Source organism: Acinetobacter sp. YH12251 (genome assembly GCF_013417465.1).
In the GTDB taxonomy this organism is placed as follows: domain Bacteria; phylum Pseudomonadota; class Gammaproteobacteria; order Pseudomonadales; family Moraxellaceae; genus Acinetobacter; species Acinetobacter amyesii.
Map to the genome: position 1 here is coordinate 21,516 of NZ_VPDZ01000004.1, position 18,720 is coordinate 40,235.

Annotated in this window: 20 protein-coding genes and 1 tRNA gene; 9 read left to right on the forward strand and 12 right to left on the reverse strand. The window is 38.4% G+C overall.

Annotated features, from left to right (window positions below; all coding sequences use genetic code 11):
* The first annotated feature begins 133 nt into the window (after window positions 1–133).
* Both FTV27_RS04730 and FTV27_RS04735 read left to right on the forward strand, forming a co-directional pair.
* Complete coding sequence (locus tag FTV27_RS04730) at window positions 134–646, forward strand: hypothetical protein (protein WP_218949524.1); 513 nt, start codon at window positions 134–136, stop codon at window positions 644–646.
* A gap of 375 nt (window positions 647–1,021) precedes the next feature.
* A complete protein-coding gene (locus FTV27_RS04735) occupies window positions 1,022–2,647 on the forward strand; it encodes an NAD+ synthase (RefSeq protein ID WP_180077244.1) in 1,626 nt (541 codons plus the stop codon).
* A gap of 267 nt (window positions 2,648–2,914) precedes the next feature.
* On the opposite strand, the gene FTV27_RS04740 is transcribed toward FTV27_RS04735, so the two are convergent.
* Window positions 2,915–2,991: transfer RNA gene (locus tag FTV27_RS04740), tRNA-Met, on the reverse strand.
* Between the two features lie 167 nt (window positions 2,992–3,158).
* On the opposite strand from FTV27_RS04740, the gene FTV27_RS04745 reads away from it, so the two are divergent.
* Window positions 3,159–3,575: a hypothetical protein gene (locus FTV27_RS04745; protein ID WP_180077246.1), complete on the forward strand. Its 417-nt coding sequence runs from the start codon at window positions 3,159–3,161 to the stop codon at window positions 3,573–3,575.
* Window positions 3,576–3,866: 291 nt separating this feature from the next.
* Entirely contained in the window at window positions 3,867–4,307 is a 441-nt protein-coding gene (locus FTV27_RS04750; protein WP_078189919.1) for a universal stress protein, read from the forward strand.
* A gap of 106 nt (window positions 4,308–4,413) precedes the next feature.
* On the opposite strand, the gene FTV27_RS04755 is transcribed toward FTV27_RS04750, so the two are convergent.
* The 6 genes from FTV27_RS04755 to FTV27_RS04780 form a co-directional block, all read right to left on the reverse strand.
* The gene (locus FTV27_RS04755; protein WP_078193003.1) at window positions 4,414–4,731 is read right to left on the reverse strand and encodes an MGMT family protein; all 318 of its coding nucleotides are present in this window, start codon (window positions 4,729–4,731) and stop codon (window positions 4,414–4,416) included.
* A gap of 71 nt (window positions 4,732–4,802) precedes the next feature.
* Window positions 4,803–5,162 (reverse strand): type I secretion C-terminal target domain-containing protein, encoded by a 360-nt coding sequence (locus FTV27_RS04760; RefSeq protein WP_180077248.1) that lies wholly within the window; start codon window positions 5,160–5,162, stop codon window positions 4,803–4,805.
* Between the two features lie 30 nt (window positions 5,163–5,192).
* Window positions 5,193–5,414, reverse strand: a complete 222-nt coding sequence (locus FTV27_RS04765) for an Ig-like domain-containing protein (RefSeq protein WP_180077250.1) — start codon at window positions 5,412–5,414, stop codon at window positions 5,193–5,195.
* 27 nt (window positions 5,415–5,441) lie between these two features.
* Window positions 5,442–5,639: a hypothetical protein gene (locus FTV27_RS04770; RefSeq protein WP_180035355.1), complete on the reverse strand. Its 198-nt coding sequence runs from the start codon at window positions 5,637–5,639 to the stop codon at window positions 5,442–5,444.
* Window positions 5,614–5,805, reverse strand: a complete 192-nt coding sequence (locus FTV27_RS17330) for a BapA prefix-like domain-containing protein (protein WP_373685092.1) — start codon at window positions 5,803–5,805, stop codon at window positions 5,614–5,616. Before FTV27_RS17330 ends, FTV27_RS04770 begins: the two co-directional genes overlap by 26 nt.
* 386 nt (window positions 5,806–6,191) lie before the next feature.
* A complete protein-coding gene (locus FTV27_RS04780; protein WP_111884425.1) occupies window positions 6,192–7,691 on the reverse strand; it encodes a sodium:proton antiporter in 1,500 nt (499 codons plus the stop codon).
* A gap of 220 nt (window positions 7,692–7,911) precedes the next feature.
* Between FTV27_RS04780 and FTV27_RS04785 the strand changes: the two genes are divergently transcribed.
* Window positions 7,912–8,469 (forward strand): hypothetical protein, encoded by a 558-nt coding sequence (locus FTV27_RS04785; RefSeq protein ID WP_180077252.1) that lies wholly within the window; start codon window positions 7,912–7,914, stop codon window positions 8,467–8,469.
* 55 nt (window positions 8,470–8,524) lie between these two features.
* Here FTV27_RS04785 and FTV27_RS04790 read toward each other — a convergent pair whose 3' ends face one another.
* Window positions 8,525–9,430: a neutral zinc metallopeptidase gene (locus FTV27_RS04790; protein ID WP_180024102.1), complete on the reverse strand. Its 906-nt coding sequence runs from the start codon at window positions 9,428–9,430 to the stop codon at window positions 8,525–8,527.
* A gap of 46 nt (window positions 9,431–9,476) precedes the next feature.
* Window positions 9,477–10,403, reverse strand: a complete 927-nt coding sequence (locus FTV27_RS04795) for a DUF808 domain-containing protein (protein WP_111884427.1) — start codon at window positions 10,401–10,403, stop codon at window positions 9,477–9,479.
* A gap of 202 nt (window positions 10,404–10,605) precedes the next feature.
* Here FTV27_RS04795 and trpS point away from each other — a divergent pair, with 202 nt between their 5' ends.
* Window positions 10,606–11,619 (forward strand): tryptophan--tRNA ligase, encoded by a 1,014-nt coding sequence (gene trpS, locus FTV27_RS04800; RefSeq protein WP_078193010.1) that lies wholly within the window; start codon window positions 10,606–10,608, stop codon window positions 11,617–11,619.
* Window positions 11,620–11,973: 354 nt separating this feature from the next.
* Here the strand turns inward: trpS and FTV27_RS04805 are convergent, their stop codons facing one another.
* Both FTV27_RS04805 and lysS read right to left on the reverse strand, forming a co-directional pair.
* Entirely contained in the window at window positions 11,974–13,425 is a 1,452-nt protein-coding gene (locus tag FTV27_RS04805) for a capsule assembly Wzi family protein (protein ID WP_180077254.1), read from the reverse strand.
* 171 nt (window positions 13,426–13,596) lie between these two features.
* The gene (lysS, locus tag FTV27_RS04810; protein WP_180077256.1) at window positions 13,597–15,123 is read right to left on the reverse strand and encodes a lysine--tRNA ligase; all 1,527 of its coding nucleotides are present in this window, start codon (window positions 15,121–15,123) and stop codon (window positions 13,597–13,599) included.
* 461 nt (window positions 15,124–15,584) lie between these two features.
* Between lysS and FTV27_RS04815 the strand changes: the two genes are divergently transcribed.
* Window positions 15,585–16,091 carry a YqiA/YcfP family alpha/beta fold hydrolase gene (locus tag FTV27_RS04815; RefSeq protein ID WP_180077258.1) on the forward strand — a complete coding sequence of 169 codons (507 nt, stop codon included), beginning with the start codon at window positions 15,585–15,587 and terminating at the stop codon, window positions 16,089–16,091.
* Window positions 16,092–16,190: 99 nt separating this feature from the next.
* Here the strand turns inward: FTV27_RS04815 and FTV27_RS04820 are convergent, their stop codons facing one another.
* Window positions 16,191–16,736 carry an adenine phosphoribosyltransferase gene (locus FTV27_RS04820; protein WP_078189930.1) on the reverse strand — a complete coding sequence of 182 codons (546 nt, stop codon included), beginning with the start codon at window positions 16,734–16,736 and terminating at the stop codon, window positions 16,191–16,193.
* 527 nt (window positions 16,737–17,263) lie between these two features.
* On the opposite strand from FTV27_RS04820, the gene rubA reads away from it, so the two are divergent.
* Both rubA and FTV27_RS04830 read left to right on the forward strand, forming a co-directional pair.
* Window positions 17,264–17,428 carry a rubredoxin RubA gene (gene rubA, locus FTV27_RS04825; protein ID WP_005179369.1) on the forward strand — a complete coding sequence of 55 codons (165 nt, stop codon included), beginning with the start codon at window positions 17,264–17,266 and terminating at the stop codon, window positions 17,426–17,428.
* Between the two features lie 77 nt (window positions 17,429–17,505).
* Window positions 17,506–18,684 (forward strand): NAD(P)/FAD-dependent oxidoreductase, encoded by a 1,179-nt coding sequence (locus FTV27_RS04830; protein ID WP_180024096.1) that lies wholly within the window; start codon window positions 17,506–17,508, stop codon window positions 18,682–18,684.
* Window positions 18,685–18,720 lie beyond the last annotated feature (36 nt).

Sequence of the window (18,720 nt, forward strand, 5' to 3'; positions counted from 1 at the left end):
AACGCCCTAACCGATGTTTCGCTGTAGCAGATGCAAAAATATCGCTTTTTAAATACAGCGCAACAGCGTGATATTGTATTTTCAGGTTATAGTAAAACTACACATCCCTTTGGAACTCTAGAAACTTTTCATCATGTTGCCCTTCTTTCCTACACTCATCCGACTGTTAAAACTTGAAGGTTTTAAATATCGATCCCTCACGGCAGGTGAAATATCCATGTGTCGCAGTGTGTTTGGGGATTTGATTCAATATGAGCAAGTGAAAGTGATGAATCACCCTTTTTTGCCTTGGCAATCTGCGCATGTGGTCATGGCACCTCAGGGGTATATCCATGCACGAAATTTACTGTTTAAAGCGGACTATGCCAAAGCGTCCTTAGGATATCGCGCCCTGTTTATTCATGAGATGGCCCATGTTTATCAATACCAGCAGCAGATCAATGTTTTGGGTCGGGGTGCTGTTTTACAGATGGCGTATTTCTTTAGTTTTAAAAAATATAATCCTTACCACTATACCCTTAAACCACACAAAGCATTTTTTGACTACAACATTGAGCAACAAGGCGACATTGCTCGTGACATCTATTTAAAGCGAATTAAAAATATTATTTTATATCCGGAACTTGTTCATCAAATTGAGCTGTAAAGTGTCCATGCTCTGTAGCGAATATTTATAGATAAAATTGAATATCACCTGATCATTCTATTTCACACTAGTGCTTGGTCATTGACGCTATTTTAAGTACAAAAAAACAGCATTAATATTTACTTTATGGCACATAAGCTCAGCTAGGCTTTTAAAAGCTATGAATACCTCTAGTATCTCGCTTAAATTCAGATAAAATAGGTTCACCTTATTTTTTTGCTTTGCATCAAAACAAGTGAATTATCATACGATGATGGTGTTTTGTTTTCGCCTTTCGGCAGTATTTTTCGTATCTAAATACACTCGCTGAATAATCACAATAATACAAATCAGTGTGTTAAGTGTATTCACCTATAGGAATAGGATTTAGTTGGAATGAATAGTTTTAAAATTGCACTTGCTCAGTTCTCTCCGCATATTGGTAATCTAGAATCAAACGCAGCAAAAATGCTTCAACAAGCCAATGCTGCAAAAGAACAGAACGCAGATATTATTGTTTTTCCTGAACTTTCTACAGTTGGTTATCCTGCTGAAGATTTATTATTACGTCCAAGTTTAAATAAACGTACACAGCAAGCTTTTGAACAATTGGCGAACGTTAAGGACATCGTTTTAGTCTTTGGTTTTGTGAATCAAACTGAAGATGGTCAGCGCTATAACTCTGCTGCTGTCATGAAAAATGGTCAAGTTCTCGGGATTTACAACAAACAAAATCTTCCAAACTATAGCGTTTTTGATGAAAAACGTTATTTCAGTGAGGGTCATCAACACCTTGTCTTTGAATATTTAGGTCATAAGTTTGGTGTGTTGATTTGCGAAGATGTTTGGGCATTACCAACTGTTCAACAGCTTGCTCAGTTAAATGTTGAAACCACTTTGGTGTTGAATGCTTCACCTTATGAAGTTGGTAAACCACAGCATCGCATTGAAACAATGGCTGCATTGACCAAACAATTGAACATCAATTTGGTTTACTGCAACCAAGTCGGCGGTCAAGATGACCTTGTCTTTGATGGCACAAGCTTTGTGATGAACAATTCAGGTGAAGTTGCATTGCAAGCACCGAGTTTTGTTGAAGATCTATATATCGCAGAATACGATGCTGAACAAAAAGCCTTTAAAACAGGTGCAATCACGCCTGTATTAAATACCATGGCTGAAATCTACCAAAGCCTTGTAATCGCAACCCGTGACTACGTACAACGTTCAGGCTTCCCTGGCGTGATTTTAGGTCTATCTGGTGGTATTGACTCAGCATTAACTTTAGCGATTGCTGCCGATGCGATTGGCGCCGATAAAGTTCAAGCGGTCATGATGCCATATACCTATACCGCGCAAATCAGCGTTGAAGATGCTGCTGAACAAGCCAAGAATATGGGCGTAACTTTTGGTATTGCCGAAATCAATCCAATTGTGAATGGTTTTATGCAAACCTTATTCCCTTTCTTTGGCGATGCACCGACTGATGCAACTGAAGAAAACCTACAAGCGCGTTCTCGTGGTACGTTGTTAATGGCCTTATCGAACAAGTTCGGCAATTTAGTCCTTTCTACGGGGAACAAGTCTGAATTATCTGTTGGCTACTGCACATTGTACGGTGACATGGTCGGTGGCTTTGCAGTTCTTAAAGACGTTTATAAAACGATTGTATTTGAACTAGCAAAATACCGTAACAGCATTTCAGAAACACCAGTGATCCCTGAACGTGTAATTACTCGTCCACCTTCTGCGGAACTTCGTCCAGATCAGAAAGACCAAGACTCATTACCTGAATACGAAGTATTGGATGCCATCTTGTATGCGTATATCGAAGAAGACATGAGCCAAGATGACATCATTGCCAAAGGTTTTGATGCTGAAGTCGTGAAAAAAGTCATCCGTTTGGTTGATCTAAACGAATACAAACGTCGCCAAGGCGCGATTGGTCCACGTATTAGCTCACGTGCATTTAGCCGTGAACGACGCTACCCAATCGTGAATGGTTGGAAACCGGGTATCTAATTACTCGATTCAAATTAAAAAAAGCCCAGTTCTATAACTGGGCTTTTTTATAGGCGCAAAAAACACAGCAGTAAATATAAAAAGTAATTGAGATGTGTATTTCAAAAGTTAGGACATCAATTCATAACATCAAAGATTTGAGTTCTCTTTTATTTCTACATTAACATGGTGAACAGATCATTTTATTAGTGCTGTAATTATTTCAATCTATATGACTTTTTCTAGGCACAAAAAAAGAGACCAAGCTGAGAGCTTGGTCTATAAAAATGGTGGCTATGACGAGACTTGAACTTGTGACCCCCGCATTATGAGTGCGGTGCTCTAACCAACTGAGCTACATAGCCGTAAACTGTGGTGGCATTATCTAGATTTCACACATTATCGTCAAGCATTTTTGTTTGTAATTGTTCAGAGTTTAAACAAGAAAAGTTCAAGATGTTACTATTTAAGCAAATCATGCTATTTTTAGCCCTAATTACTATATTTTTTGATTAAAAATTAGAGTTTTATCATGCAATTCAATTCGATAAAAAAAGCCTGTCTGACCCTTAGCCTAACCGTTATGACACTGACGGGCTGCCAAATCGTCTCCCCAATTTTTGTTGACTATAATGGTGTACGACGTGATGTGGCGACTTGGATTAATAAACAGCCCTTATTGAGCATGCAACAAAAGCGTAGCATGGCTCAACTTAGCCGAGCACAGCAGCCTATCATTCGTCTCGACTTCAATGATCAGGAGAAATTGGTCAGCGTTGCACGCGCTAATGAAGCTGCGATGTATTGTGCCAATCAGCATTTATCAGCACGACAGATTCAACGCCTGCAAAAACAGATCTTCCCTGAAGATGCGTTGCATAAATTAAGCTTGCTTGAGCAACAAGCGTTGCATATTACCCTGACAGAGCAAGAGAAACGGTGTGATTGAAAATATGTCTGCTGTTGGATGAATTATCTAGGCTCAATTTTTCAGCACCAAATTGTCTTACAATTTAGACATAGCTGCTTACATTATTGAGCATTTTTGCTATCGCTAAGCATGGTGAAAACAAGTCTATATTTTGCAATATTTTTATTGCGAATTTCGCAATATCCTTATGAATTTACTTGGTTTTATTCTCAAATAAAAAAGCGTATGATGAAACTATGATCAATGTAAGTAGCGCTTTTTTTCAGGTTTTTCTATCCAAATTCAATTGATCAGATAAGGAGAAATAAGATGGCTTTAAATAATATTTTAGTTCCAGTGGACGGTTCAGAAACTTCTTATGCTGCGGTGGCTAAAGCTGTCGAGTTTGCAAAAACTTTTGGCAGTAAAATTACTGTGGTTCAAGTACTGACGCTCGATCCATATATTGCTGCAGAGTATATTTCAGCAGCGCAAACCAATGATTTAATTGAACGTGCTCGTGCATCGATTTTAAATACACTTGAAGAAGCAAAAGCGAAATTTTCAACTGAAGGTGTCACTGTTGAAACTCGCTTACTTGAAGGTCAAGTGGTACATACAGAACTGGTTAAAGCTGCTGAAGAAACACATGCGGACTTGATTATTATTGGTTCACATGGCCGTACAGGGATCAAAAAATTCTTCTTGGGCAGCGTAGCTCAAAGCGTGCTGGGTGCTTCAGACATTCCTGTTTTGGTTGTACGCAAATAAGCCATTAGATTTATAGCTTAAAAAAGCCTTCTAATCCTAGAGGGCTTTTTTATTGACTGCATCATCAATTATAAAATTATAATTCTATGTTTAAGGCAAGGATTTTTTAGGGTAACCATTGATATTGTTTCAATGAGATGCGTCCATTCACCACAAAGACATTTTCAGCTGCCAATTTCAATTGCTGGATATTTTCACCTTTTTCATTGCAACGCTGCGTGCTGATTTTTCCCTGAGCATTCACCACCCGATGCCATGGGATCGTTGATGTTGCATCTAGATGCTTGAGTACATAGCCAACCAGTCGTGCATGCTTCGGTAAACCCGCTAATTTGGCAATTTGTCCGTAAGTGGCAATCTTCGCCTGCGGTATCAATTGAATGACCGACAAAATTTGCGTTGCCAATTCATCACTCTGCTTCATCTGATCTCCTTTGAGCCGCATAAAAAAGAGAACCCGAAGGTTCTCTTTGATTAATACTTAATTTTGACAGATTAGTACAGTAATTGGTTGTGATCGATTAGATCTTGTAAAGTCACATCGGTATTTTTCAAAGTGAGTAATTCAACTTTATCACCAAATTTAGATCCTGTTCCATCACGATCAATGCTGATCACAGTGTTGCCCTTGCCATCATATTTAACCGAAACAAACTGATCAATATTCGACTGATTGACATTTTGACCTTGTAACAAGGCTTTGATATTCACTTTATCGCCTACAGACGAATTAAAGTCATTCCAAGTATCATGTCCATTACCGCCCGTTGCATCAGCTTGATCCAATACTTTATAAATAACCATATCAATGCCCGCTTTGGTGTTGAATTGATCATTGCCTACTTTATCTGTCACAGTGACTTCAATGGTTTCACCATTGGTTAATTAATTTTTAAATTCAACATCAAAATTCCCTGATAAATCCACTGTGCCTGCGCCAATGACTTTGCCATCTTGATCTTTTACTTCTACCGTTGTACCCGGCTTACCTTCACCTGTGACGTGCTCACCATCATCGGTGATCACCACATCTTTAGACGCGTCAGGTTTAGTCGTATCCTTAGAACCACCAGAATAATCAGATTCACCAACAATAGCTGCACCCAATAAACCAGCACCGGCTGCTCCCGCAATTCAGGGTAAAATTACATCCGTCAATGAATCGTTATAAAGCAGCAGTTTAATTTCTTCTAAAAGTTGATACTGAATAACATCCGCAATATCACCATTGGCTGTTGTAAATTTTGCCCAATACCATGTACCGTCTTCACCCTCAAATACCAAACTATTGTCTGGTGTCGCCTCACTAAAATAGTTTTGTACAGTAATCACTTCCCCATTTTTTTAAGGTGATTATTACGTCAGCACCATTCTTTGTAATTGAAGTAACATCCTCTTTCCGGATTTTGAGTACGATGACAGAATTTTCGATAAGCCCAACTTGATTGGATTCAACTTGATACAAAACTTTATGACTTTCTTTAGAAATGACAGAAATTTACGACATAAGTAAAACCTCATTTATTTACATTAGGGCCGTTTTTATTTTTTTTGGTTTTGTAATGAGTTATTGGTGATTAATAATTTCTTTAATTACAAATCATTAAAACCAATTTTTTTTAATTGTGTGCGTTATATCATGATTTGTGTATTTTTTTGCATAATTGTTTGAATATTTTAATATTTTTATCAATACATTTAGATTTTAGATCCATCTTTATGCAAGTAATAACAAACACTTATTTATGTGATGTAAGTCACAATAACACCAATGAATGACCAGTCATAATTTCCCCCCATTTTGATGTACCATGATGAAACATAACTATAAATAATAAAAGGAAATGCTCAAGCATTTCCTTTTTTAAGTCAAACAAAACAGTTTTAGAAGTTTTCAGGGTTCTCCAAACGACGAACTTCTTGCACTTTTTCTGGGTTATGTACAGCAGCAACACCATCATCCGCTTTGGTATCTATTAACGCTTCTGGGTTATAAACCGTAATGGTTTCATTACCATGGATATCTTCACCCACAATATATTGGAAACCCTTTTTATTCATTTTATGGCACATTCTTTGGTACCAACCTTTAAAGCCTTTGGTTTCTTCATTCGGATTGTAATAAAAAGCATTCATCACAGCAGGTAAACCCAGACCACACACGAGGCCCGACATTAATACTGCGATAAATGTATATCCAATCAAGATACTACTGTATTCACTAAGTTCAGGAATATTGGCAACCGCAAGGATCAAAGCCAATGAAATGCCTCCACGAACCCCACCCCAGGATAAAATCGCAAGACTACCGTTATAGCTTTTTTTACGGAAACTCGGGAAAAATGCGAAAGATAAATAGTTTGCTGCAAAGCGCGATGCATGCAAAATAATAAACGCCACCATGCCGCCTAAAATCAAGCTAAGACTTAAATCTAAGATAAATAACTCAAGACCGATCAGGGTAAATAAAAAGGAATTGATGATTCCTTCCACGGTATGCCAGAAATGATTCACTTCCCTGATTTCTCGCTCTTGAAGAATTTCTTTCCATTTATTCCCAACGATCAAACCACCAATAACACATGCGATTGGTGCAGATGCATGTGCGAATAAAGCGACTAGATAAGAACCACTTGCCAACAACGCTGTGGTTAAAATCAAGGATTCCATTTCATGTTTACCACGGAGTAAACGTAATATTCCTAAACCAAATGCCCAACCAATGATGACTGCGACAACAATTTCATATAACAGTGTTTCAAGCGTACCAATGACGGTAAAATGTTCACCTTGCAAAACATTGAGTAAGGTCATAAACACGGCAATACACATGGCATCATTAAAGAGCGATTCGCCTTCTAATTTCACCATCAAATGATGTGGCGCACGTACAGAACTTAATACACCTTTAACCCCAATTGGGTCAGTTGCACCTAAAGCCGCACCTAATAATAACAACACCAATAAATCAACATGATGACCAATTAAGAACTGATAACCATATAAAGCAACACCAAAAAACACCGCACAAAGCACCAAGGCAATACTGGCCAAAATACTGATCGGCTTCCAATGTAAACGTAAATCTGAAACTTTAAATTTCAAGGCTGAAGAGGTCAAAATAAAACAAATCACGCCATTAATTAAAAAGTCATAAAAGTCGATATGACGAACGGCTTCTTCAATATTGTGTAAATTAATCGTCACAAATTGATTGCCATTGAGCAAACTTGCACCCCATTGCAAAATAAAGACAAAAATTGCAGAAACAATGGGAACACCTATGGCTTGTGGAAAACCCAAGATACGTTTATTAAAAATCGTGGTTGCAATCGAAAGTGCAAAAATAACGGTAAAAACCTGTAGAAAAAAATAATTTCCCATTTCGTTCCCAATTTTGGTGCTCTGTCGCCTACAGAGTGAGATATAGGTATTTTAAAAATAAATACTAAATTATTTGGTATTTAAAAATGAAATATTCTAACGAATTTTATCTAAATACCGTGTATAAATTCAGTTTTTTTTCACATCTTTTATCAAGATCATTTAACATAGCAAGCCTGCATAGATTTTATGCATTTTCATCATCTACATGATTTCTCCTATGCATCAGACTATTAAAACTGTTTTTCGACTCTTTTTTGCTGCGGTGATCTTTATCATTACGGCGGCCCTGCTCCTTACTTGCTATAGCAAGTCACAGGAAATTTTACGTGCTGAGCACTATTTTAGTCAGGCAAAAACCATCTCACTGGATTCAACTCCCAAAGAACAATTGGTTTTGGTCTCCAATAATGAATCACCCGATCGTGCGATTTTTATCATGCTGGCGAATAATGGTTATCTTGCCAAAATGAATTGTGAAAACTATGCACAAGATATTTGTCTAGATGAATTTAATCAGCAACACACCCGACAAATTCAACACCTCGATTTGCTAAAAATCGGACAATTTCAATATATCCAAAATGTGAGTTTCACCAATAGCCGCACTGGACAAAAACAACAATTACGCTATAGCGATGCCCAATTAAAACAGTTCTATCAAAACGATATTTCAGGCCTTAAATATATTGTTTTTGGCGTAGCTTTATTTGCATTTGCCGCATTGTATGTCAGCTATCGTATTGTTCGAAACTTCAAATCATTTCTCAACAAATAAGCTTCAATCTATTTTTCAATGAAAAAAAGAGGATGTTTTGCATCCTCTTTTTTTTTTAAATGGCTTGATTAAAGGTATCACAGCTATTGATATTGCCTGATTTCAACCCTGTCTGGAACCATTTCATACGTTGTTCACTAGTGCCGTGCGTGAAGCTATCTGGGACCACTTGCCCTGTTGCACTTTTCTGTAAATAGTCATCACCAATCTTATGTGCAGCGTCCATCGCTTCTTCTACATCACCCTGCTCTAAAAATTGGGTACGCTGTTGATTATGATGCGCCCAAATACCCGCAAAGCAGTCTGCTTGCAGTTCTTGCATAACCGAATAACGATTACCCTCAGCTTTAGATGCTTGCGCACGGGCCTGCTGGACTTGCTCAGAAATGCCCAAAATCGTTTGGATATGATGTCCAACTTCATGGGCAACCACATAGGCTTGCGCAAAATCACCCGCCTGATCTTGGCGACTCAATTCTGTTTGATTTTGTTCACCCGTAATGCCCATTTGCGTACGCATATCTTTAAAGAATGCGGTATCAATATAGACCTTCTGATCTGCTGGACAATAAAAAGGCCCCATTGCAGCTTGTGCTGTACCACAACCCGAGTTGACCACACCATTAAACATAACCAACTTAGGCGGTTTATACTGGGCATTTAACTGTTCTTGGAAGACTTTAGTCCATGTATCTTCCGTATCAGCCAAAACCGTTCCAACAAAATCCATCGCTTCTTGTTGTTCAGGTGTTGGATTATCCAGACCTTTGACTTCAGCCGTTTGACCCTGTGAAGTCACTTGTTTGGTCGCCTGATATGCTTGCTGCGGGTCTACACCAAAAAACTTCCACGCAACAAATGCCACAACCAAACCGAGAATACTGATCCCACCCGCTTTTGCACCGCCACCACCGCGACGGTCTTCTACGTTTGAACTAACTCTTCGACCTTTCCAGCGCATAGTGATCTTCCTTATATAAAATAGTTGATATCTGTGCGTTTACAGATTAATCCTTTTGCGACTTTGGCCATACTTTTTGAATTAAAGATACGACGCACAACACGATTAAACCTGCAATAAAACCTGTCACTAAATTGATTAAAGTCGGTGTTAATGCACCCACAATACTGCCAACTGTAGGAATATGTTCTGCATAATCTACAGAGCCTTCAATAAAATGGTGTAGTAAAGGCACACCATGGGTAATGATGCCACCACCCACTAAAAACATGGCAATGGTACCGACAATGGTCAATGTCTTCATCAACTTAGGTGCAAATGCTAACAAACCTTGTCCAACGGTCTTTTTAAATTGTGATGCTTGTTGAGTGAGATAAAGTCCTAAGTCATCAATTTTAACAATCATCGCAACAAATCCATAAACACCAACAGTCATTAAAATTGCAATCACTGAAAGCACCATGACCTTGGTCCCAAATGCCGCAGTCGCAACCGTACCCAATGAAATCACCACAATTTCAGCAGATAAAATAAAATCGGTCCGGATGGCGCCTTTGACTTTTTCTTTCTCAAAAGTCACCAAATCCGTTTCAATATGAGTCATCTCTTCACGAGCAACTTCTTCTGTTTTGGCTTTTTTATGATGCAAACTATGCAGAACTTTTTCCACACCTTCATAACATAAGAACAAACCACCAATCATCAATAGTGGTGTAATCAGCCAAGGTGCAACCACACTGATCAATAAAGCAGCCGGAACCAAAATTAATTTATTAACAAAAGAACCTTTGGCCACAGACCAAACAACTGGAAGTTCACGATCCGAACGGACACCACTGACTTGTTGTGCATTCAGTGCTAAATCATCTCCAAGGACACCCGCTGTTTTTTTGGCTGCCATCTTACTCATGACAGCAACGTCATCCAGCACAGTTGCAATATCATCAAGTAAGATTAATAAGCTACTCGCCATTATTTTTATCCTTTAGGCATTTTTTAATATTCTAATTCTATTTAACGCTAAAATTGTATTTAGTTTTTTAATAATTAACAAAATATTCACCCATTTTTCAGTCAATTGTGCTGTGTCAGTAACAATCAAAAATAGAATGCCGTACAATGGGGACATTCTTTGAAAATCAGCCGTAGCTTTGACTACCACTTTGGAACAGATAATGAGTACTCAAGATAATCGTCCAGTGATTTTGACTGGCGACCGTCCGACTGGACAATTACATTTAGGTCATTTTGTAGGTTCTTTACGTTCACGTGTAGGTTTACAAGATTCGCATCATCAACATCTTCTTTTAGCTGATGCCCAAGCCTTAACTGATAATGCCGATAACTTCGAAAAAGTCCGTCGTAATATTATTGAAGTCGCAACCGATTATCTTGCTGTAGGAATTGACCCGACTAAAACCACGATTTGCGTTCAATCATGCTTACCAGCATTGAATGAATTGACCATGTTATATTTGAACTTTGTGACGGTTTCTCGCTTAGAGCGTAATCCAACCATCAAATCTGAGATTCAAATGCGTGGATTTGAGCGTGACATTCCTGCAGGTTTCTTATGCTACCCAGTGGCTCAAGCTGCCGATATTACAGCGTTTAAAGCATCTGTCGTTCCTGTCGGCGAAGACCAAATTCCAATGATTGAACAAACCAATGAAATTGTTCGTCGTTTAAACCGTCAAATTGGTCGTGACGTACTTCCTGAATGTAAAGCTTTACTCTCTAATGTAGGCCGTCTACCTGGTTTTGATGGCAAAGCAAAAATGTCTAAATCTTTGGGCAATACTATTGTGCTTGACGCGACTGATAAAGATATCAAGAAAGCTGTTAATGCAATGTATACCGACCCAAATCATTTACGTATTGAAGATCCAGGTCAAGTTGAGGGTAACGTCGTATTTACTTACCTCGATGCATTCGACCCTGATAAAGAGGCTGTTGCAGAACTGAAAGAACACTATCGCCGTGGTGGCTTAGGCGATGGTACTGTGAAAAAACGTCTTGAAGGCGTGCTAAAAGAGCTGATCGGCCCAATCCGTGAACGCCGTTTAGAATTGCAAAAAGATCCTGATTACATCATGGATATTTTAAAAACTGGTACCGATAGATGCCGTGATATTACCCAACAAACGTTGGATGAGATTAAATCTGGATTGGGTGTGTTCCACTTCTAAATTTAAAAAAATTCCATAAAATTAAGCCTTTCCATTATGAAAGGCTTTTTTACAAGCACTTTTTGTGAAGGTATTCACAAAATCTCCTTAGTTTTAACGTTAGGTAACATCACTTAACGTGAACACCAATGAAATGACTGACCGTTCACTCTATTATCTACTTATGTTTTAGGAATACCTAAATTCATAACATTTCTCCTTTACCGAACCTGTGAAAGCAGATTCGTTGTTATACGCAGTGAACACCCCAATCATTGCGTATTTTTTTGTCTAAAAATTGACAATTACCAATAGAAAAAAGTCCGCTATAAGCGGACTTTTCAATTAATACATCATTTTAAAAACGAATATAAATTAGTAATGAAATAAACGTTTATCTAATGGTAGTTCAATTCCAATTGACGCTCCACCATCATTACCATTTAAATCCGAGTCACTCACCCAACCATTAATTTTTAAAGGCATATCTGGACGTAAATAATGTGTCCAAGTTAAGTCTAGAGCTTTCAATTCATCTTTTTCTGGAAATGCTGCATTGTTCAAAGCAGCACGTTCTGTTTCAGAAACTTTTGCAAAAAATACACGACCATTTAGACGATTTAGTGGATCAATACGTATATTCCCACCCACTGAAACCATTTGAGCATCACCACCTAATGCATGACCAAGTGGATAGCCATGTTGATAGTATCCATCTGTGTAAATAGAGTGATTGTATGAAATGCCTTTGGCATCACCATTAGTTCGAGTATCAACCCATTCAGTATACAGTTGATAAGGCATATTATTTACACTTGAAGAATAATCAACACCTGCAAGATACATGCTTTTTGCTGGTAAACCACCTGCTTCATCTTCACCAATATATTGGCCGTAAAGACTAACTGGAACTTGCACAAGTGGTTGTAAATTCAAACGCGCATCAAAACCCGCGACTTGATTTGATGGATCAGCCTCACCTGTTCCACCATTATCTTTATTACCAATAAAGGCATCCCAAAGTGAACTAAAACTATCGGGACGACCTTCGCCACCCCATTGTATAGAACGTGATGCTCCCAATTCCAAATATGGAGTAGGTTGTGCAGTTAGTCGAAGTCCAATGAGTTTTGCATCTGGGATAGCAGAATAATCATCTAACTGTCCAGCAAAAGCTTGATACTGCCAAGGGCCGATCCATGATAGCCATGGTGTTTCAAAAGCATTCTGTTGTGCACGCTGTGCAGTAACACCGTACACAGGACGACTCGCATCACCACGGATTAAACTACCGTCATGACCAGGCCCCCAATAAGTCGGAATCTGACCTGCAATTAACCATTGGTTCCAAAGCTTCCCGGCAATGTATGAGCCTTCCACATTTACATCTTGATCATGATTAATTTGCTGTTTATCTTCAGCATTTACACGTAAACGACCATCCCAATTTTCACCACCAACGTTGAGCTCAAGTGCACCTTGATATTGCGCTTTTTGATGATCACCAAAATTTTGCGGTAAATTATTTTTATCTGACTCTACAAACAATTCTGCTTTTAATAATGCATTTTCGGCAGTCAATTTATTTTGAATACTTTGTAATACTTTTTGTTGTGCAGGTGTCATCACTTTTGCAGAAGTTAAAGCTCGCTGTATTTCATCACCACTCATTGGCCATGTTGAGGTACTAATTTGAATAACGCCTTGCTGATTCAACCAATTCAAATCTGCGCGTAACTCTTCATTATTTAATACAATCCCCTGAGCAAAAACAGGAACTGATAATCCAAACAGTACAGCAGCATAGAGTGACTTTCTAAAATACATGCTCTTTTTCTCAAGTTTAATTCACAGCCCACCTTAGATTTTTCAACTCATTTATTCAAGGGCGAAACTGTATCTCCTTTCATTTTTTTTCATCATTTCGGTAAAGATGTCCAATAAAAATACAAAATAAAAAACCCGCAGTAAGCGGGTTTTTTATTTCAAAAAACTAAATTAGTTTTTATGACGCATATGTGGGAACAAGATCACTTCACGGATACTTGCAGCATTCGCAAACAACATCACCAAACGGTCAATACCGATACCCTCACCCGCTGTAGGAGGTAAGCCATATTCCAATGCTTCAATGAAGTCTGCATCGTAATGCATTGCTTCATCGTCACCCGCATCTTTTTCAGCAACTTGGGCTTGGAAACGTTCAGCTTGGTCAATCGGATCATTTAACTCTGAGAAACCATTTGCCAACTCACGACCACCGATGAAGAATTCAAAACGATCAGTAATATGTGGATTTTCATCATTACGACGTGCTAATGGTGAAGTTTCCGCTGGATATTCTGTGATGAATGTCGGTTGACGAAGTTTTGTTTCAACAGTTTCTTCAAATACGATGGTTTGAAGTTTGCCTAAACCAAAACCAGGTTTTACTTGCTCTTTCAGTTCATTTTTAACGAAGTTTGCAAGAAACTCACGGTCAGATACATTTTCAGCGGTGAACGTTGGGTTGTGTTCAAGAATCGCATCAAACATCGAAATTTTCTTGAATGGACCTTTGAAACTATACACTTCATCACCATAAGGCACATCAGTCGAACCTAAGATGTCGATGGCCAATTTTTCAAGCATATTTTCTGTCAAAGCCATCAGGTCTTTGTAGTCTGCATATGCTTGGTAGAATTCAATCATTGTGAATTCTGGATTATGACGTGTTGATACACCCTCGTTACGGAAGTTACGGTTAATTTCGAACACGCGCTCAAAACCACCAACGACCAAACGTTTTAAGTAAAGCTCAGGCGCAATACGTAAAAATAAAGGCATATCTAATGCGTTGTGGTGAGTTTCGAATGGACGCGCAGATGCACCACCCGGAATCACATGCATCATTGGTGTTTCAACTTCCATAAAACGCTCATTGCTCAAATATGAACGAATACCTGACACCACTTTTGCACGAATTTCAAAAGTTTTACGTGTTTCTTCGTTCATGATGAGGTCTAAATAACGCTTACGGTATTTAACTTCAGTATCAGTCAAACCATGGAATTTGTCTGGAAGTGGACGGAGTGATTTGGTTAAAAGCTCAAAATGTTCAATATGAACATACAGGTCACCTTTACCAGAACGACCAATATAACCTTCAATGGCAATAATATCGCCCAAATCGAGTGCTTTAATTGTTGCAAGAACATCAGCATCCAACTCTTTACGTGGTACATAAAGCTGGATACGACCAGTCATATCTTGGATTACGATGAATGAACCACGGTTCAACATCACACGACCAGCAACTTTTACATAAACCTTTTCGCCTGCTTCAATTTCTTCTTTTGATTTTTCAGCGAATTGATCTTGTAGGTCTTGTGCATAGTGTTCACGCTTAAATGTGTTAGGCCACGGGCTAACACCTGTTTCCTTGGCGTGCTCTTTGATGTGCTCTAACTTGGCATGACGCTGTGCAATTAAATCGTTTTCGGAAATGGCTTGTTCAGAAGTCGATTGAGCGTTATGTTGCGTCATCTCTGTCTCAAATAGTTAAAAAACGGAAGTTGCATAGCATAGCAGATTTCCTTTGAATTGAGCAGTAAGCAATGCGCGCATTTTTTTAATAAGTAGAAATTTATCGAAGTAAGATGTTTTAATCGTTATACCTTCAGGTAGACATAGAACCTACTTTACAGATGTGCAGTAGATAAAAATTAAATACTCAAGCTCGAAAACCTACATTTTAATGATATCAGATGATAACTAAAAGATTTAAAAATACTTATAATTATCAATACATTAAAATATATATCAACAACTTAATTCAACCTATTAATCTATTTTCTTTAAGACTAAAGTCTTTTAAATGCCTATAAATTAGACCAAAAGCTAAATTCTCTTTTTGACAATTCTCTCTACAATGAAGTCATAAAATTGTTGAAAAATAAAATATTCAACACATCCAAAAATGTTTGAAAACAGTGTGTAGAAAAACAATGACTTCCTGCTTATCGAAAATTCTGTTTTTACATGGATTGGATTCTTCCCGTGAATCTACGAAGTTCCATGCCATCAATGCAAAACAAAAATTCTGCATTGAAGTGGACTATCGCAACTTAAATTTTCAAACTGTTGCGGATTTTTACCACGAGAGTATTGAAACCATTAAGCCCGATATCATCGTCGGGCATAGTCTCGGGGCATATTGGGCATTAAAAATGTCGCTGTTTCATCGCATTCCATGTGTAATTGCCAACCCGAGTCTGCATCCAGACTTTCGCGACGACTACCCTGCAATCAATGAAATGGATTTGGATAACGATATTCCACAAATTGCATATATCGAACGTGGGGATGAAATCTTGGATATGTATGAGGCAGAAAAACAACTCGAGGACTATATGCAGGTTCAAGTCATGGATGGCGGACATCATCGCCTTCAATGCCCTGAAAATATTAATGATTTAATCCAACATCTCGAATTAAATTACTTAAAAAAATAAATCATAATATTAATATTAAGCTTAAGCAGCAGCGTCGTTTTTAGCAGACATAAAAAAGCCTTGTCATAGACAAGGCTTTTTACATTTTAAACCTGACGCTTAGGCAGCATCTGCTTCAGGACGTGTTTTATCATCTAAAACAGACCAGATATTTAAACCTAAATCTTTATGCAAGTCAGGCAAATCTAAGAAAATGCTTGCGCCTAAAACTTGGTGTTTACATTTTTCAGCCAATTGTTTCACTGCACGAAGCGTACCGCCCGTCGCCAATACGTCATCCACAATAATTACTTTTTGTGATTCGATTTCAGCTGACATTTCAAGACGATCTAAACCGTATTCAAGGCTATAACCAACACCGACAACAGGTGGTGGTAATTTTCCGGCTTTACGTACCAACACCAAACCTTTACCCGTACGCTGGGCAAGTAAGCTTGCCAAAACAAAACCACGCGCTTCAACTGCAATAAAGCTATCTACTTCTGCCAATTGCTCAGCTGGAATACTTGCAATTAGGGCATCAGTTAACGATTCGATGTTATTCATAAATAACGGCGTAAGGTCAAAGAAACAAATTCCTGGTTTTGGGAAATCTTGGACAGTACGAATGTTAGACCACAATGCCGCAGCAGTAGAATTACTCATAATAGGAGAAAATAAATTAAGGAAGGAATGTGTGAATTTTAACGCGATTTGAGAGAAAAGAACAGCTAACCCCCGACTAAAATGCATATTTAAGATACAGCAAATTTACATAAGTTATTGATTATTAATATTGTATTTATTTAAAAAATATCAAATATATATTTTCCTAATCATAAAATAAAAGATTTTAGAGATTTTTTCTGCAAGACTTTAGTCTATGTAGATAGAAAAAGCGGTATTTAGAACCCAATTCACGGAAATGAATTCAAATATACTTTTCAATAGGCATAAATATTGTCAGACAATTTTTCCCAGATCTGGGGTTTTGATGATATTTATTGTCCCTCACTGCCATTCTGCTTTTAATTTCACTCATTAAACTCTTAGCCACTTTACTTTATCGTTAGAACTGCGTAAAAATTTAACATAAGAGTCTACTGTATAAGGCTAATTAACCTTAAGGTATAAACTTATACAGTTATGAAGTATTTACTGACTTAATTTTGTGTCAGTTTTTGGAGAATGGAATGAAAAAGTATCAGTGCATCGTTTGTGGATGGATTTATGACGAAGCAGAAGGCTGGCCACAAGACGGTATCGTGGCAGGAACGAAATGGGAAGATATCCCAGATGATTGGACTTGCCCAGACTGTGGCGTCTCTAAAGTAGATTTTGAAATGGTTGAAATCTAATAAATAGAATCTAAGGCCATCATCGTTATGGTCTTTTTTTTGTCTTTAAAAAATATGAAATGTGTTTGGAGTTGAGTATGCACCCTATTGTCATTATTGGTTCTGGTATGGCGGGATATGCCGTTGCACGTGAATTTCGAAAGTTAAATACTGAACTAGAACTTATTATGATCTGTGCGGATGATGCCATTAACTACGCTAAACCGACATTATCCAATGCGCTCGTTGGTAATAAAACTCCTGAGCAAATCCCTCTAGGGGATGCCGAAAAAATGTCGGCTCAACTCAATATGCAAATCATCAATAAGAGTTGGGTTAAATCCATTGATGCAGCAAAACATGAGCTTACTATTGAAAGCCAAAATGGAACTCAAACACAACTATATTCAAAACTCGTTTTAGCAGTCGGCGCAAATCCAATTCGCTTAGCTATTTCGGGTGATGGCAGTGAAGACATTCACGTCGTCAACAATTTAGATCACTACAAAGCTTTCCGTAAACAGCTTGCAGCACGTGAAGATAAACGTGTGGTGATTTTAGGGGCAGGCTTGATTGGCTGTGAATTTGCCAACGACCTCCAAAATACTGGGGCGAAAGTATCGGTGGTCGATTTAGCTCCGCAACCTTTGGGTCGCCTACTGCCGTCTCATGTTGCAGCTAAATTCCAAAGCAATTTAGAAGAAACGGGTATTCAATTCGTTTTAGGTACGACAGTCGACAAAGTGTCACGTATTGAAAATGGTGATTATCAAGTGAGCCTTGCCAATGGTCAAAGCTTAGTGGCAGATGTTGTGTTGTCTGCGATTGGCTTACAGCCTGAGATTAACTTAGCAAAACAAGCTGGCATTCACACCAGTCGTGGCGTATTAACCAATAAAGGCTTAGAAACCAACTTGGCAGATATCTATGCTGTCGGTGACTGTGCTGAAGTCAATGGTACCCTTCTTCCATACGTCATGCCGATCATGCAACAAGCACGTGCTTTGGCAAAAACCCTCAATGGCGAACATACCGCAGTGCATTATCCTGCCATGCCTGTAGCTGTTAAAACACCTGCTGCACCTTTAACTGTCCTTCCTGCACCTATTGATGTAGAAACCCAATGGGAAACAGAAGAGCTTGAAGATGGCATGATTGCCCGTGCGATCGATCAAGATGGCGTATTACGTGGATTTGTACTGCTCGGTGCAACTGCTGGGAAGCAACGCTTAACTTTGACTAAGCAGGTTCCGGACTTGATTCCTGCTTCAGTTTAAGGTTTAAATACAAGGACGTCCTGATAATAATAGACG

What these genes read in the sequence shown, in the direction of transcription:
- FTV27_RS04730 (WP_218949524.1), top strand. Translation starts at nt 134, where the DNA reads ATGTTGCCCTTCTTTCCTACACTCATCCGACTGTTAAAACTTGAAGGT.
- FTV27_RS04735 (WP_180077244.1), top strand. Translation starts at nt 1,022, where the DNA reads ATGAATAGTTTTAAAATTGCACTTGCTCAGTTCTCTCCGCATATTGGT.
- FTV27_RS04745 (WP_180077246.1), top strand. Translation starts at nt 3,159, where the DNA reads ATGCAATTCAATTCGATAAAAAAAGCCTGTCTGACCCTTAGCCTAACC.
- FTV27_RS04750 (WP_078189919.1), top strand. Translation starts at nt 3,867, where the DNA reads ATGGCTTTAAATAATATTTTAGTTCCAGTGGACGGTTCAGAAACTTCT.
- FTV27_RS04755 (WP_078193003.1), bottom strand. Translation starts at nt 4,731, where the DNA reads ATGAAGCAGAGTGATGAATTGGCAACGCAAATTTTGTCGGTCATTCAA.
- FTV27_RS04780 (WP_111884425.1), bottom strand. Translation starts at nt 7,691, where the DNA reads ATGGGAAATTATTTTTTTCTACAGGTTTTTACCGTTATTTTTGCACTT.
- FTV27_RS04785 (WP_180077252.1), top strand. Translation starts at nt 7,912, where the DNA reads ATGCATCAGACTATTAAAACTGTTTTTCGACTCTTTTTTGCTGCGGTG.
- FTV27_RS04790 (WP_180024102.1), bottom strand. Translation starts at nt 9,430, where the DNA reads ATGCGCTGGAAAGGTCGAAGAGTTAGTTCAAACGTAGAAGACCGTCGC.
- FTV27_RS04795 (WP_111884427.1), bottom strand. Translation starts at nt 10,403, where the DNA reads ATGGCGAGTAGCTTATTAATCTTACTTGATGATATTGCAACTGTGCTG.
- trpS (WP_078193010.1), top strand. Translation starts at nt 10,606, where the DNA reads ATGAGTACTCAAGATAATCGTCCAGTGATTTTGACTGGCGACCGTCCG.
- FTV27_RS04805 (WP_180077254.1), bottom strand. Translation starts at nt 13,425, where the DNA reads ATGTATTTTAGAAAGTCACTCTATGCTGCTGTACTGTTTGGATTATCA.
- lysS (WP_180077256.1), bottom strand. Translation starts at nt 15,123, where the DNA reads ATGACGCAACATAACGCTCAATCGACTTCTGAACAAGCCATTTCCGAA.
- FTV27_RS04815 (WP_180077258.1), top strand. Translation starts at nt 15,585, where the DNA reads ATGACTTCCTGCTTATCGAAAATTCTGTTTTTACATGGATTGGATTCT.
- FTV27_RS04820 (WP_078189930.1), bottom strand. Translation starts at nt 16,736, where the DNA reads ATGAGTAATTCTACTGCTGCGGCATTGTGGTCTAACATTCGTACTGTC.
- rubA (WP_005179369.1), top strand. Translation starts at nt 17,264, where the DNA reads ATGAAAAAGTATCAGTGCATCGTTTGTGGATGGATTTATGACGAAGCA.
- FTV27_RS04830 (WP_180024096.1), top strand. Translation starts at nt 17,506, where the DNA reads ATGCACCCTATTGTCATTATTGGTTCTGGTATGGCGGGATATGCCGTT.